General features: G+C 73.3%; 14 protein-coding genes. 10 read left to right on the forward strand and 4 right to left on the reverse strand.

All coding sequences use genetic code 11. The features are described 5' to 3' along the window. Positions 1–86 precede the first annotated feature (86 nt). The 3 genes from ACIQ5Y_RS23875 (at position 87) to ACIQ5Y_RS23885 (ending at position 3,032) form a co-directional block, all read left to right on the forward strand. Complete coding sequence (locus ACIQ5Y_RS23875; protein WP_403883879.1) at positions 87–1,175, forward strand: S-(hydroxymethyl)mycothiol dehydrogenase; 1,089 nt, start codon at positions 87–89, stop codon at positions 1,173–1,175. Between the two features lie 207 nt (positions 1,176–1,382). Further along, a complete protein-coding gene (locus ACIQ5Y_RS23880) occupies positions 1,383–2,147 on the forward strand; it encodes a PIG-L deacetylase family protein (protein ID WP_403883882.1) in 765 nt (254 codons plus the stop codon). 51 nt (positions 2,148–2,198) lie between these two features. Further along, the gene (locus tag ACIQ5Y_RS23885; RefSeq protein WP_403883885.1) at positions 2,199–3,032 is read left to right on the forward strand and encodes an enoyl-CoA hydratase/isomerase family protein; all 834 of its coding nucleotides are present in this window, start codon (positions 2,199–2,201) and stop codon (positions 3,030–3,032) included. A 4-nt stretch (positions 3,033–3,036) separates the two neighbouring features. Here ACIQ5Y_RS23885 and ACIQ5Y_RS23890 read toward each other — a convergent pair whose 3' ends face one another. Then, entirely contained in the window at positions 3,037–3,948 is a 912-nt protein-coding gene (locus ACIQ5Y_RS23890; RefSeq protein ID WP_403883888.1) for an SDR family oxidoreductase, read from the reverse strand. Positions 3,949–4,140: 192 nt separating this feature from the next. Between ACIQ5Y_RS23890 and ACIQ5Y_RS23895 the strand changes: the two genes are divergently transcribed. From ACIQ5Y_RS23895 to ACIQ5Y_RS23920, 6 genes are all read left to right on the forward strand, one after another. Beyond that, on the forward strand, positions 4,141–5,178 hold the full coding sequence (locus ACIQ5Y_RS23895; RefSeq protein WP_403883891.1) for an NADPH:quinone oxidoreductase family protein: 1,038 nt from the start codon (positions 4,141–4,143) through the stop codon (positions 5,176–5,178). Next, positions 5,175–6,374 (forward strand): acyl-CoA dehydrogenase family protein, encoded by a 1,200-nt coding sequence (locus ACIQ5Y_RS23900; protein WP_403883894.1) that lies wholly within the window; start codon positions 5,175–5,177, stop codon positions 6,372–6,374. The genes ACIQ5Y_RS23895 and ACIQ5Y_RS23900 overlap by 4 nt, the downstream gene beginning before the upstream one ends. Continuing rightward, a complete protein-coding gene (locus ACIQ5Y_RS23905) occupies positions 6,371–7,471 on the forward strand; it encodes an acyl-CoA dehydrogenase family protein (RefSeq protein ID WP_403883897.1) in 1,101 nt (366 codons plus the stop codon). Before ACIQ5Y_RS23900 ends, ACIQ5Y_RS23905 begins: the two co-directional genes overlap by 4 nt. 98 nt (positions 7,472–7,569) lie before the next feature. After that, on the forward strand, positions 7,570–8,097 hold the full coding sequence (locus ACIQ5Y_RS23910; protein WP_403884166.1) for a GNAT family N-acetyltransferase: 528 nt from the start codon (positions 7,570–7,572) through the stop codon (positions 8,095–8,097). A gap of 255 nt (positions 8,098–8,352) precedes the next feature. After that, positions 8,353–8,724: a tyrosinase family oxidase copper chaperone gene (locus tag ACIQ5Y_RS23915; protein WP_403883900.1), complete on the forward strand. Its 372-nt coding sequence runs from the start codon at positions 8,353–8,355 to the stop codon at positions 8,722–8,724. Positions 8,725–8,754: 30 nt separating this feature from the next. Further along, positions 8,755–9,618, forward strand: a complete 864-nt coding sequence (locus ACIQ5Y_RS23920; protein ID WP_403883903.1) for a tyrosinase family protein — start codon at positions 8,755–8,757, stop codon at positions 9,616–9,618. 91 nt (positions 9,619–9,709) lie between these two features. Here ACIQ5Y_RS23920 and ACIQ5Y_RS23925 read toward each other — a convergent pair whose 3' ends face one another. Together ACIQ5Y_RS23925 and ACIQ5Y_RS23930 are read right to left on the reverse strand one after the other, a co-directional pair. Further along, the gene (locus ACIQ5Y_RS23925) at positions 9,710–9,994 is read right to left on the reverse strand and encodes a chaplin (RefSeq protein ID WP_384579191.1); all 285 of its coding nucleotides are present in this window, start codon (positions 9,992–9,994) and stop codon (positions 9,710–9,712) included. 96 nt (positions 9,995–10,090) lie between these two features. Further along, positions 10,091–10,426, reverse strand: a complete 336-nt coding sequence (locus tag ACIQ5Y_RS23930) for a hypothetical protein (RefSeq protein ID WP_403883907.1) — start codon at positions 10,424–10,426, stop codon at positions 10,091–10,093. Between the two features lie 101 nt (positions 10,427–10,527). Here ACIQ5Y_RS23930 and ACIQ5Y_RS23935 point away from each other — a divergent pair, with 101 nt between their 5' ends. Next, positions 10,528–11,994: a carboxylesterase/lipase family protein gene (locus ACIQ5Y_RS23935; RefSeq protein ID WP_403883910.1), complete on the forward strand. Its 1,467-nt coding sequence runs from the start codon at positions 10,528–10,530 to the stop codon at positions 11,992–11,994. On the opposite strand, the gene ACIQ5Y_RS23940 is transcribed toward ACIQ5Y_RS23935, so the two are convergent. Then, positions 11,972–13,285, reverse strand: a complete 1,314-nt coding sequence (locus ACIQ5Y_RS23940; protein WP_403883913.1) for an alpha/beta hydrolase — start codon at positions 13,283–13,285, stop codon at positions 11,972–11,974. The genes ACIQ5Y_RS23935 and ACIQ5Y_RS23940 overlap by 23 nt on opposite strands. Positions 13,286–13,516 lie beyond the last annotated feature (231 nt).

Genomic DNA, 13,516 nt, shown 5'->3' on the forward strand with positions numbered 1-13,516 from the left:
AACCGCCCCGCCGCAACTGCCTTGGAGGGCGCCGCCCGTGTACGTTCCGTACCGACGGGAGCCGACGACAGCAGAGCGGGGTAGACATGACGCATCGCGTACGAGGGGTCATCGCCCGGAGCAAGGGCGCACCGGTGGAGACGACGACGGTCCTGGTGCCCGATCCCGGCCCGGGCGAGGCGCTCGTACGGGTCCAGGCCTGCGGGGTCTGCCACACCGACCTGCACTACCGGCAGGGCGGCATCAACGACGAGTTCCCCTTCCTGCTCGGCCACGAGGCCGCCGGGATCGTCGAATCGGTGGGTCCGGACGTCACCTCGGTGGCCCCCGGCGACTTCGTCGTCCTCAACTGGCGTGCCGTGTGCGGCACCTGCCGGGCCTGTAGGCGAGGACGGCCCTGGTACTGCTTCGCCACGCACAACGCCACCCAGCCGATGACCCTGGAGGACGGCACCCCGCTCTCCCCGGCGCTCGGCATCGGCGCCTTCGTCGAGAAGACCCTGGTCGCGGCCGGCCAGTGCACCAAGGTGGACCCGGCCGCCTCGCCCGCCGCCGCCGGACTCCTCGGCTGCGGGGTGATGGCCGGCCTCGGCGCGGCCCTGAACACCGGCAACGTCGGACGCGGCGACTCCGTCGCCGTCATCGGCTGCGGGGGAGTCGGCAACGCCGCCGTGGCCGGGGCCCGGCTGGCGGGCGCCTCGCGGATCATCGCCGTGGACCTCGACGACCGGAAGCTGGAGTGGGCCCGCGGCCTCGGCGCCACGCACACCGTCAACGGCCGTACGGAGGACGTGGTCAAGGCCGTCCGGGAACTGACCGGAGGCAACGGCGCGGACGTGGTCATCGAGGCCGTCGGCCGCCCCGAGACCTACAACCAGGCCTTCTACGCGCGCGACCTCGCGGGGACCGTGGTCCTGGTCGGCGTGCCGACGCCGGACATGAAGCTCGAACTCCCGCTCCTCGACGTCTTCGGCCGGGGCGGCGCCCTCAAGTCCTCCTGGTACGGGGACTGCCTGCCCGAGCGGGACTTCCCGCTCCTGATCGACCTCTACCTCCAGGGCCGGCTCGACCTCGACGCCTTCGTATCCGAGACCATCCCGCTCGACGGGGTCGAGGAGGCCTTCGCCCGTATGGAACGCGGCGAGGTGCTCCGCTCGGTGGTCGAGTTCCCGTAGCCCCCGGTCAAGGGCCCTGGACTCGGGCGGAACACCACACCGGCGCCCCGGCCGCGATCCGGCCGGGGCGCGGGTCTTCCGCACCCCGTACCCCTGGGCACGACGGCGTCCGCGCGGGCGGCCCGCGGGTGCTGGACCGGCTGCCGGCCCTCGTACGCGACGAGGCCTGAACGGGGCGGGGGCCGCCGGTCGCCTATTGTTCGACGTATGACCGAACAGCAGGACCAGCAGCCCCCGTTGCCCCCCATGCCCACCGACTGGCAGCGCGCCCTCGCGGTGGTCGCCCACCCCGACGACCTGGAGTACGGCGCCGCCGCCGCCATCGCGGACTGGACGGACGGCGGCCGCGAGGTCGTCTACGTCCTCGCCACGCGCGGCGAGGCGGGCATCGACACCGTCGCGCCCGCCGAATGCGCGCCGCTGCGCGAGGCGGAGCAGCGCGCGAGCGCGGCCGTCGTCGGAGTGTCCGAGGTGGAGTTCCTCGACTACCGCGACGGCGTGATCGAGTACGGCCTGGACCTGCGTCGGGACATCGCCGCGGCGATCCGCCGCCACCGTCCCGAGCTGGTCATCACGATGAACCACCGTGACACCTGGGGCGGCGCCGACGGCGGCGGCTTCTGGAACACCCCCGACCACAAGGCCGTGGGGCGGGCCACCCTGGACGCGGCGGCCGACGCCGGCAACCGGTGGATCTTCCCCGAGCTGCTGGCCGAGCAGGGCCTGGAGCCCTGGAACGGGGTGCGGTGGGTCGCGGTGACCGGTACGACCACCCCGACGCACGCCGCCGACGCCGCTCCGGGCATGGAGCGCGCGGTGAAGTCGCTCATGGAACACAAGGCGTACATCGAGGTGCTGACGGACCAGGACCCCGAGGAGTACGTACGGGGCTTCCTCGGCGGGGTCGCCGAACAGGCGGGGGCCCGCTTCGGCGGCCGTCCGGCGGTGCTGTTCGAGGTCTTCCCCCGCTGACCCGCCACCCCTAGTCTGACGGTTCGTCAGGTGATGAGGGGGTGCGGCCCGGTGATCGACACCGTCTCCACGGAGATCGCGGAGGGTGAGGAACGGATCCGGCTGGAAACGGCGGACGGGATCGCGGTCCTCACCCTGTGCCGCCCGGACAAGCTGAACGGCTGGAGCTGGGAGTCCACCCGCCAGCTCGGCCTGCTCGCGGACCGGATCCGCTTCGACCCCTCGGTGCGGGTGGTTCTGCTGCGCGCCGAAGGGCGGGCCTTCTGTGCGGGGATCGACGTCACGGCGCCCGGCGGCGCGATCGCCGGGGCCTCGGCCGCCGAACGCACCCGCAACTACTACGAGGGCATCCGCTGGGTCCACGAGCGCTTCGCGGTCCTCGCCCGCCTCCCGCAGCCGGTGGTGGCCGCCGTCCAGGGGTACTGCCTGGGCTTCGGCTTCGAGCTGGCGCTGATGGCGGATGTCCGGGTGGCGGCCGAGGACGCCGTCTTCGCGTTGCCGGAAGCCGGGCTGGGCGTGGCCGTGGACGCGGGCGGCGACCTGCGCATCGCCCGCGAGGCGGGCGCGGGATGGGCCAAGTACCTGGCCCTGACCGGCCGCCGCATCGACGCGGCGACGGCCCACCGGCTGAACCTGGTCCAACTGACCGTCCCCGGAGACGATCTGGAGCCCACCGCCCGGGCCCTGGCGGCGGAGATCGCCGCGAACGCGCCCCTCGCGGTCCAGGGCATCAAACGCGGCATCGACGCCTACGCCGACGCGGCCCTGCCCGCCGCCTTGGACCGGGTGGCGATGACCGCGGCCCTCACCCTCACCTCGGAGGACGTCCGCGAGGGCTACGGCGCCAAGGCGGCCCGCCGCCCGCCGCACTTCACCGGGGGCTGAGCCCTCATCCGGCGAACGGGCCCCGCCCCAGCTGCTCCCGCAGCGGGACGACCTCGGGATTGACCACGGCGCGGCGCTGCCAGTTCGCCCCGTCCACCACCAGCGTGTGGCCGGTGACGAAGCGGGCGTAGGGCGAGGCCAGGAAGGTGGCGGCCCAGCCCAGCTCGCGCGGCGCGCCCACCCGCAGCGCGGGCTGCCGGCCCCCCTTGTCGTCAACGGTCCCGGTGTCGGGGGCGGCCCGCTCCAGGCCGCCGCGGATGTCCGCGGTCATGTCGGCGTGGGGGAACAGCCCGGGAACGAGCCCGTTGATCTGGATGCCGTACGGGCCCCACTCGACGGCGAGCGTCTCCACCAGGTTCTTCACCCCGGCCTTGGCGGCGGCGCTGTGCGCGAACCCCGGGCCGCCCGTCCAGGCGTACGAGGCGCCGATGTTCACGATGGACCCCGGGCTGCCCGAGGCGAGGTGGCGGCGGCCGAACTCGCGGGTCATGAACCAGGTGCCGGTGAGGGTGATGTCGACCACCGCCCGCCAGGCGTTCGGGGACAAGTCCTCGGCCGGGCAGGGGAAGTTGGCGGCCGCGTTGTTGACCAGCACGTCCGGCAGGCCGAAGGCCGCCCCGGCCGCGTCGAAGACCTCCGCGACCCGCTCGGGGTCCCGGATGTCGCAGACGGCGGCCGTCACCCGGCCCGCGCCGGGCACGGCCGCCAGCTCGTCCTGGGCGGCCTTCAGCTGCTCGACCCGCCGTCCCGCGATCACCAGATCGGCACCGAGCCGGGCGAACTCGGCCGCGATGGCCTTCCCGAGTCCGGTGCCGCCGCCGGTCACGAGGACCACCTGCCCCGCGTAGGTACCGGGAGGCAGGGCGGCCGCGCCGAGCGGCGGTGGCGCGGGCAGCCCGCGCAGGGGGTTCTCCATGCGCCCATCGATAGCGTGCGGGCCCTGAGATCACCATGGCTCGGACAGGATCGGCCCCGTGGCGCGCAAGCCCTCCTGCCCGGACGGTCCCGATCACCGCGCCCGCACCGTCCCCGTGGGTTCACAGAACGAGAACCGACCGCTTAGTATGCGGCGCGGAGCGTGATTCTCGACGGCGGCTGGAGGCCCCGGATGCAGGCATGGCGCGTACACACCCCCGGCGAACCCCTCGAGGCCATGCGCCTCGAGGAGGTGCCCGAGCCGGTGCCCGGTGAGGGCGAGGTGAGGCTCCGGGTGCTCGCCGCCAACGTCAACTTCCCCGACGCCCTGCTCGTCCGCGGGCAGTACCAGATCCGCCCGCCGCTGCCCTTCACCCCCGGCGTCGAGATCTGCGGCGAGACCGAGGACGGCCGCCGCGTCATCGCCAACCCGAGCCTCCCGCACGGCGGTTTCGCCGAGTACGTCACCGCGCCCGCGCGCGCCCTGCTCCCCGCGCCGGACGGCCTCGACGACGCCGAGGCCGCGGCCCTGCACATCGGCTACCAGACCGGCTGGTTCGGTCTGCACCGCCGCGCCCGGCTCCAGCGCGGCGAGACCCTCCTCGTGCACGCCGCCGCGGGTGGGGTCGGCAGCGCGGCGGTCCAGCTCGGCAAGGCCGCCGGAGCCACCGTCATCGGGGTCGTCGGCGGCAAGGACAAGGCCCGCACCGCCGAGGAACTCGGCTGCGACCTCGTCATCGACCGCACGGCCGAGGACACCGGCGGGATCGCGGCCCGGGTCAAGGAGTTCACCGCCGGCCGCGGCGCCGACGTGGTCTACGACCCGGTGGGCGGGGACGCCTACACCGCCTCCGCCAAATGCGTGGCCTTCGAGGGCCGGATCGTCGTCGTCGGCTTCGCGAGCGGCACCGTCCCCACCCCCGCCCTCAACCACGCGCTGGTGAAGAACTACACGATCCTCGGCCTGCACTGGGGGCTCTACGCCGCCAAGGACCCCGCGGCCATCCTGGCCTGCCACACCGAACTGACCCGGCTCGCCGCCGAGGGGACCGTCAAACCCCTGGTCAGCGAACGACTCCCGCTGGCCGCGGCCGCGGATGCCGTGCAGCGCCTCGCCGACGGGACCACCACCGGCCGGCTGGTCGTCGTACCGGCCCAGACCGGGACCCAGGCCCAGAGCCGGACACGGGCCCAGAGCCGGCCCCAGGCGCAGGACGGAGCGGCCCGATGACCGACCCCGCCGTCACCGCCGAGGAACTGTCCGGCCGCGTACGGGACCTGCTCGCGGCCCACCCGCCCGCCACCACCGCCCCCGCCGACTTCCTGCACGCCCGCTTCGACGCCGGACTCGCCTGGGTCCACTACCCCGAGGGCCTCGGCGGACTCGGCGCGCCCCGCACCCTGCAGGCAGCGGTCGACGCCGAACTGGAAGCGGCGGGAGCCCCCGACAACGACCCGCGCCGGATCGGCATCGGCCTCGGCATGGCCGCCCCGACGATCCTCGCCCACGGCACCGAGGAGCAGAAGCGCCGCTTCCTGCGGCCCCTGTGGGTGGGCGAGGAGGTCTGGTGCCAGCTCTTCAGCGAGCCCGGGGCCGGCTCCGACCTGGCCGCGCTCGCCACCCGCGCCGTCCTCGACGAGGCCTCGGGGGAGTGGGTGGTCGACGGCCAGAAGGTGTGGACCTCCAGCGCCCACACGGCCCGCTGGGGCATCCTGATCGCCCGCACCGACCCCGCCCTCCCCAAGCACCAGGGCATCACCTACTTCCTGTGCGACATGCACGCCCCCGGCGTCGAGGTCCGGCCGCTGCGCCAGATCACCGGCGAGGCCGAGTTCAACGAGGTCTTCCTGACCGGCGTCCGCATCCCCGACAGCCGCCGCCTCGGCGCCGTCGGCGAGGGCTGGGCCGTCGCCCGCACCACCTTGATGAACGAACGCGTCTCCATCGGCGGCATGCGCCTCCCGCGCGAGGGCGGCATGATCGGCCCCGTCGCCGCCGCCTGGCGCGAGCGCCCCGAACTGCGCACCCACGCCCTCCACCAGCGGCTGCTGGAACTGTGGGTGGAGGCCGAGGTCGCCCGCCTCACCGGCGAGCGGCTGCGCCAGCAGCTCGCGGCGGGCCGGCCCGGCCCCGAGGGCTCGGGCATGAAGCTCACCTTCGCCCGCCTCAACCAAGAGATCAGCGGCCTGGAGGTCGAACTCCTCGCCGAGGAGGGCCTGTCGTACGACGACTGGACCATGCGGCGCCCCGAAGGCGTCGACTTCACCGGCCGCGAGGCCGGCTACCGCTACCTGCGCGCCAAGGGCAACAGCATCGAGGGCGGCACCAGCGAAATCCTCCTCAACATCGTCGCGGAACGCGTCCTCGGGCTGCCGCCCGAGCCGCGCGACGACAAGGACCTCCCGTGGAAGGACCTGGCCCGATGACCCGCGACCTGCTCTACTCCGAGACGGAGGAGGAACTCCGCTCCGCCGTACGGTCCCTGCTCGCCGACCGTTGCGACAGTACGAAGGTCCTCGCCCGCGCCGAGACCGGCAGGCCGCACGACCCGGCCCTGTGGGAGACCCTCGCCGTCGGCATCGGAGCCGCCGGCCTCCTCGTGCCCGAGAAGCGCGGCGGCCAGGGCGCGTGCCACCGCGAGGCGGCCGTGGTACTGGAGGAACTGGGCCGGGCGGTCGCTCCCCTCCCGTACCTGACGAGCTCGGTGCTCGCCACCGAGATCCTGCTCGGCTGCGACACCCCGGAAGCGGCCGACCTCCTGCGGGAGCTGGCCTCGGGCAGCCGGGTCTGCGTGCCGGCCGTACCGCTGACCCTGGCCCCCGGCGCCCCCCTGCCGGCCGCCGTCCGGGACTCCGGCGGGGGGACCCTGAGCGGCGCGGTCACCTCCGTCGCGGACGCGGTCGCCGCCGACGTCCTGCTGGTCCTCGCCGACACCGGGCTGCACGCCGTCCCCGCGGGCTCCGCCCGGCTGACGGACCAGGTACCCCTGGACCTGACCCGCCCGCTCGCCACCGTCACCCTCGACGGTGCCACCGGCACCCTGCTCGCCGACCCCGCCGCCGCCCGGGCCGCGGTCGCCGGAGCCCTCCTCTCGGGGGCCGGACTGCTGGCCTCCGAGCAGGTCGGGATCGCCGAATGGTGCCTGGCCGAAACCGTCGGGTACCTGCGCACCCGGCACCAGTTCAACCGGTCCGTCGGCTCCTTCCAGGCCCTCAAGCACCGCCTGGCCCGGCTCTGGCTCGACGTGGCCTCGGCCCGCGCGGCGGCCAGAGCCGCGGCCGACGCCCTGGCCACCGGGGCGCCCGACGCCCCGCTCACGGTGGCCGTCGCCCAGTCCTACTGCTCGGGCGTGGCCGTCCGCGCGGCCGAGGAGTGCGTCCAACTGCACGGCGGCATCGGCATGACCTGGGAACACCCGGCCCACCTCTACCTCAAGCGCGCCAAGGCCGACTCCCTGGCCCTGGGCACGGCCGGCCACCACCGCGGCCTGGTGGCCGACTTCGCGGAGCTGCCGGCGCCTTAGAGGGCCTGTGGTCAAACTCCCGTCCGCCCCGCGCACGAGCGTTCGCGCCGCCCCCCGTCCCCGGCGCGCACCCTCCCGATCCGTACGCTGGCCACATGATCACCAGCATCAGCCCCCTCGACGCCACCGGTCTGCGCGCGCACCGCGACGAACTCGCCGCCCTCCTCCTCGCGGTCGTGGAGGGCGGCTCCTCGCTCGGCTTCCTCGCCGGCCTCGACCACGAGGGCGCCGCCGCCTGGTGGGACTCCCTGCTGCCCGCCGTCGAGGAGGGCTCCCTCGCGTTGTGGGTCTCCCGCACCGGGGGCGACGGCCGCATCGACGGCACCGTCAGCTGGTACCGGGAGTCCAAGCCCAACGGCCGCCACCGCGCCGAACTGCGCAAACTGATGGTCCATCCCGAGGCCCGCGGTCGGGGCGCCGCCCGCGCCCTGCTCGCCGAGGCCGAGGCGGCCGCCGCCCGCGCGGGCGTGGTCCTGCTGTTCCTCGACACCGAGACCGGGAGCGGCGCCGAGAAGGTCTACCTCCGGGCGGGCTGGACCGAGGTCGGCACCATCCCGGACTACGCCACCGACCCGGCCGGCCGCCTGCACCCCACCACCTTCTTCTACAAGCACCCCCAAGGGTGACCTCGCCCGCCGCGCGGCGTTAGACCCGTGGGCCGCCTCTTCCGGATCCTGCCTGACCCTCCCCCAGCCCCAGGGGGCCGGGAGGTACCCCCTGCCGCCCGGTGCCGCACCTCGCCGCGCCGGCGGAGCACCCGAGTACGTCCAGTACAAGGGCGCCCCGCCAACGCGCCGATGCACGGCACCGGACGACGCGGGCTTGACCGGCAGGATCCGAAAGAGACGGCCCAGCCGCCGGCACCGAGCGAGGGAGACCGTATGTTGTCCGCAGCAACCGCCGCCGCACCACTGACCCGCCGCGCGGTCCTCCGTACGGCCTTCACCGCGACGGTGCTCGCCGGCACGGCCGCCGCCCTGGCCCCCGTACTGCGCGCCCGCCGCCCCCGCCAGACGCTGACTCCGGCCCCGCTGGCCGAGGAGGAGACGTACCGGGGCCGGCACATCGCCGTCGACCTCGCCGGGGTGCGCATCGACGGCCGTCCGCTGCACGTCATGCGCCGCGCCGACGGCAGCTACCTCAGCGGGATCAACCACTTCCAGTCCTACGGGACGCCCATGGAACTGGCCCGCGCCGCCGTCGACGAACTGGGCACGACCCAACTGGCGTTCGCGGCCCCGCACCACGGCTGACACACGTACGGGAACGGGAGGAGCCCCGCGTTGTACACCCGGCAGAACCAGAAGAACCTGACCAGCGCCCAGAAGAAGCGGTTCACTGCGGCCGTGCTGGAGCTGAAGCGCGACGGCACCTACGACTCCTTCGTGCGCACCCATGACAAGTACTTCGTGCCCGACCGCGACCGCAAGCTCCGCGTCGGGCACATGTCGCCGTCCTTCTTCCCCTGGCACAGGCTCTACCTGCTGCAGTTCGAGCGGGAGTTGCAGCGCGTGGACCCCGGCGTCTCCATCCCCTACTGGGACTGGACGACCGACACCAGCCCGGTCTCCTCGCTCTGGGCCGACGACTTCCTCGGCGGCACGGGCCGGGCGAGCGACCGCAAGGTGATGACCGGGCCCTTCGCCTACGACAAGGGCAACTGGACGGTGACCGTCGGCATCACGGAGTCCGCCTTCCTCACCCGCAACCTCGGCCGCCCGCAGAACCCGATCACCCTGCCCACCCGCGCCGAACTCCAGTGGGCGATCGACGATCCGACGTACGACTCCTCGCCCTGGGACTCCACGGCCGCCGGCGGCAGCTTCCGCAACAGGCTGGAGGGCTGGGCCGCGCCCAAGAGCGAGCGCTGGCGCAACCACAACAAGGTCCACCAGTGGATCGGCGGCCACATGACCGGTGGCACCGCCCCCAACGACCCCGCGTTCTGGCTGCACCACTCCTTCGTGGACCTGATCTGGGACCGCTGGCAGCAGAAGCACCCCGACTCCGGCTACCTGCCGGCCGGGCCCCTGCCCTACGGGGACCTCCAGCGCGGCCGGGTCATCGCCCTCGACGAGCCGATGCCACCGTGGAACCTCACCCCCCGTGAGGTGTTGAGCCACCAGGGCGTCTACCGCTACGAATGATCCGGGAGAACGATCAGAGAGCGGTACGGAAAGGGCCCCCGCCGACCGGCGGGGGCCCTTTCGGTGATCAGCCGATCAGGAGATCAGGCGATCAGTGGCCGTAGTCCCCACCCTCGGTGTGGTGGTCGCCGCCGCCCGACGCGTTGACGCAGGTGTTGCCGAACGCCGGGTTGAGCAGCGCGATCACGTTGACCGTGTTGCCGCAGACGTTGACGGGGACGTGGACGGGAACCTGGAGCACGTTGCCCGAGAGGACACCGGGGGAGCCGACCGCCGCACCGTGCGCTCCGGCATCGGCGACAGCCAGACCCGCACCGGCGGTGACGGCGCTACCGGCCACAGCGGTGATGGCGAATGCCTTCGCGATACGCGACATCAAAGATCTCCTCGTGAGATATGGGGAGCCACAGAATCTGCAGCATTTGACATGGCATACAACGCCGGGAGGGCCGAGGGGTCACGGTCCCTGCGCCTACCCGGTGACGGTGAAGGCCACGGAGGCGAAGTACGGCCGCACCTGGGTGACGGAGCCCGGCCTCAGGACCTCGACCACCGGCCCCCGGCAGCCGGGGTCCCGGTGGAAGGCCGCCGTGGCCGCGGTCCTGTTGGACACCGCGCGGCCGCCGCCGCCCTCCGCCGCGACGCAGCCCTTCGGCGCGGCGAGCCCGTGGGGCCGGTCGTCCTGGCCGACGTACTGGAAGTCCGGCTCGGCCGCCGCGGCGGTCGTGGCACCGGCACCGGCGACGGCCGGCCCGGTGGCGGCCAGCAGCAGGGCGGGCAGAATGTGGTGGATACGTACGGATCGCATGCCCCGTCCAACCAGGCCGGGTCCCGGCAGGGTCACGCCTTGTCACCCGTCGGAGGGCTGTGCGACCGTGCGCGGAGCACAGGCGACAGCAGGAGGACGAGATGAGCGCACCCGGTGACGACGGCCGGCCGCGGCCCCGGGTCCGGACCGGTTCCGGCCTGGTCCAGGGCCGTAGGGACGCACACGGGAGCGCCGTCTTCCGGGGCATCCCGTACGCCGCCCCGCCCGTCGGCGCCCTGCGCTTCGCGGCGCCCGAGCCGCCGGCCGCCTGGGAAGGCGTACGGGACTGCGGGGCCTTCGGGCCCACCGCGCCCAAGGTGCCCTACGAGCACACCTTCGCGGCCCTGCTGCCCGATCCGCAGATCCCCGGCGACGACTGCCTGACCGTCAACGTGTGGACCCCCGACCCGACGCCGGCGGCGGGGCTGCCCGTCATGGTGTGGCTGCACGGCGGCGCGCACACCCGGGGCTCCTCGGCCGTGCCCGTCTACGACGGCGCCGCCTTCGCGCGCGACGGGGTCGTGCTGGTCTCCTGCAACTTCCGCCTCGGGGTGCTCGGCTACGGCCTCTTCCCCGACGCCCCGGCCAACCGGGGCCTGCTCGACCAGATCGCCGCCCTGGAATGGGTCCGCGACAACATCGCGGCCTTCGGCGGCGACCCCGCCCGGGTCACGGTCTTCGGCGAGTCCGCCGGAGCCATCAGCATCGGCGCCCTCCTCGCCGCTCCGCGCGCCGCCGGGCTCTTCTCCCAGGCGGTGCTGCAGAGCGGGGCTCCCGAGGTGCTGCCGCGCGACAAGGTGCGCGCCATGGTGCGGCGGATGGCCTCCCTGCTCAAGACGAAGGCCACCGCGAAGGCGTTCGCCGACACCCCGCTGCCCGACCTGCTCGCCGCCCAGGCGGCGGTGCTCCACAAGTCCAGCCCCCTCGTCGGCGGCCCCGCCTTCGGCCTGGTGGCCGACCCGAGGACGCTCCCCGAGGACCCCCTCGAAGCCGCCGCCCGCAGCGACGTGCCGCTGCTGCTGGGCTGGACCACCGAGGAGTACCGGCTCTGGCTCGCCCCCACCGGCGCGATGCGGCTCCTGGACCGGCTCGGCCCGCTCACCCTGTGGCTGGCCCGTTTCCGCAGCGGCAAGGACCGTGCCGACGTACGGGCGCTGCGCGCCGCCCTGCCCGGGGCGAGCCCCGCCGAGCTCGCGGGGCAGCTGCTCACGGACAGCCTGTTGCGCGACCCGCTGCGCAGGCTGGCCGGGGCACGGCGGGCCGCGCCGAGCTATCTGTACGAATTCGCGTGGCCGTCCGGCGTACCGGGACTCGGCGCCTGCCACGCCCTGGAACTGGGCTTCGTGTTCGACACCCTCGGCGTGCCGGAGGCCTCGTGGCTGGCCGGTCCCGACACCCCGCAGGCGCTCGCCGAGGAGATGCACTCGGCGTGGGTCCGCTTCGCGGTGACCGGGGATCCGGGTTGGGCGCCCTGGAACGGCAGCGGCCCGCCGAGGGTGTTCGGCGGGCCGGAGTCGAAGGAGGAGCGGGTCGAGGCGCCGCAGGCTACTCGACGGGTCCTTCCATGACCTTGCTGATGAACTGGATCGGCCCCAAGCCCATGTTCGGGACGTAGGTCTTGGCGTTGTGCTGGCCGCCGGGGATGACCCTCAGCTCGGTGTGGATCGGTCCCTTGTTGCCGTAGGTGGCGATGAACCTCTGCACGTCCGGCAGGGTCTTCTTGTTGTTCTCGTTGTCGCCGACCTGGAAGGCGATGTAGACGTCCGGCGCGCCCTTCTTGTCGATCATGGCCTTCGCCAGGAGCTCCGGGTTGTTCTCGGCCTTCTCCTTGTCGTGGCCCTTCCACAGCGAGGAGTCGGGGACGATGTCCGGGCCGGAGCAGATCGCGGCCTTGAACTTCTCCGGGTGCTTGAGCACGGCCTTCAGGCTCGCGAAGCCGCCGGTGGAGGAGCCCATGTAGGCCCAGCCGTCACGGGACTTGACGGTGCGGAAGTTCGCCTTCATCAGGTCCGGGACGTCCTCGGTCAGCCAGGTGCCCATCTTCGGCTGGTCGGGGATGTCGGAGCCGTCCCAGTAGATGCCCTTGTCGTCCGGGCCCGGGTTCAGCACCGGCATGGCGAGGATGAACGGCTTGCTCTTGCCCTCGGCGTACCACTTGCTGATGCTCGTCTGGAGCCCCAGGTCGGTGCCCATCCAGTAGTTGCTCGGGTAGCCGGCGCCGCCGGGGAGGGCGATCATGACCGGGAAGCCGCTCTTGGCGAACTTCGGGTCGTTGTACTCCTTGGGGGCCCAGACCCAGACCTTGCCCTTGAAGCCGGACTTCTTGCCGTCCAGCGTGGTGACGGCCACGTGCGTGCCGTCGGCCAGGGTCATCGAGTTCTTGAACTCGGCGGCCGGGCCCGTGGGCATCAGCATCTTGGAGTTCGCCGCCGGCTTGGCCGCGTCCTTCTGCTTGCCGTCACCGCCCGAGGGCTGCCCGAAGGACACCGAGGAACCCTTGTCGGTGAACGGCGGTATCTCGAAGTGGTTCATCACGAGCGCCGCGATGCCGGCGAGCGCCAGCACGGAGGCGCCCGCGATCACCCAGCGACGCACCCGCGACTTGCGCGGCGGCGGCTCGGGGTCGTAGCCGTCGTGGTCGTACTGGTCCCCGTACTGCTGGTCGTACTGCGGCTGTTGACCGTAGGGCGGCTGCTGCCCGTACGGGCCGTTCGGCTGCCGGCCGTACGGGCCCGGCGGCGGGCCGGGGGGCTGCTGCTGTCCGTAGGGCCCGCCGTACTGGTCGCCGTAGGGCGGCTGGGGGTTCTGCCCCTGCGGCCTGTACGGCTGGAACTGCTGCCCGTCGGGTGAGTACGACATGTGCGGTGGCTCTCCGGCTGATGCTGCCCCCAAGGGGGCGGTGTGGTCTGGCGGCTGGTCCCGTCCGTTCGGAAGATGAACGAATACGTGGCCGGGTTCCGCATTTTTACTTCTCTTGGGGTTTTCTGGGGCAGGCCCTTACCCGGCGCCTGAAGGGACGGTGGAGTTCGGGTTCTGTTCGCCGAGTATCCCTGGCCAGTGCACATGCCCCTGGGTATGGTGCGTCCGCGC

Origin of the sequence: Streptomyces sp. NPDC096339 (assembly GCF_044762985.1) — a bacterium.
Taxonomy (GTDB): Bacteria; Actinomycetota; Actinomycetes; order Streptomycetales; family Streptomycetaceae; genus Streptomyces.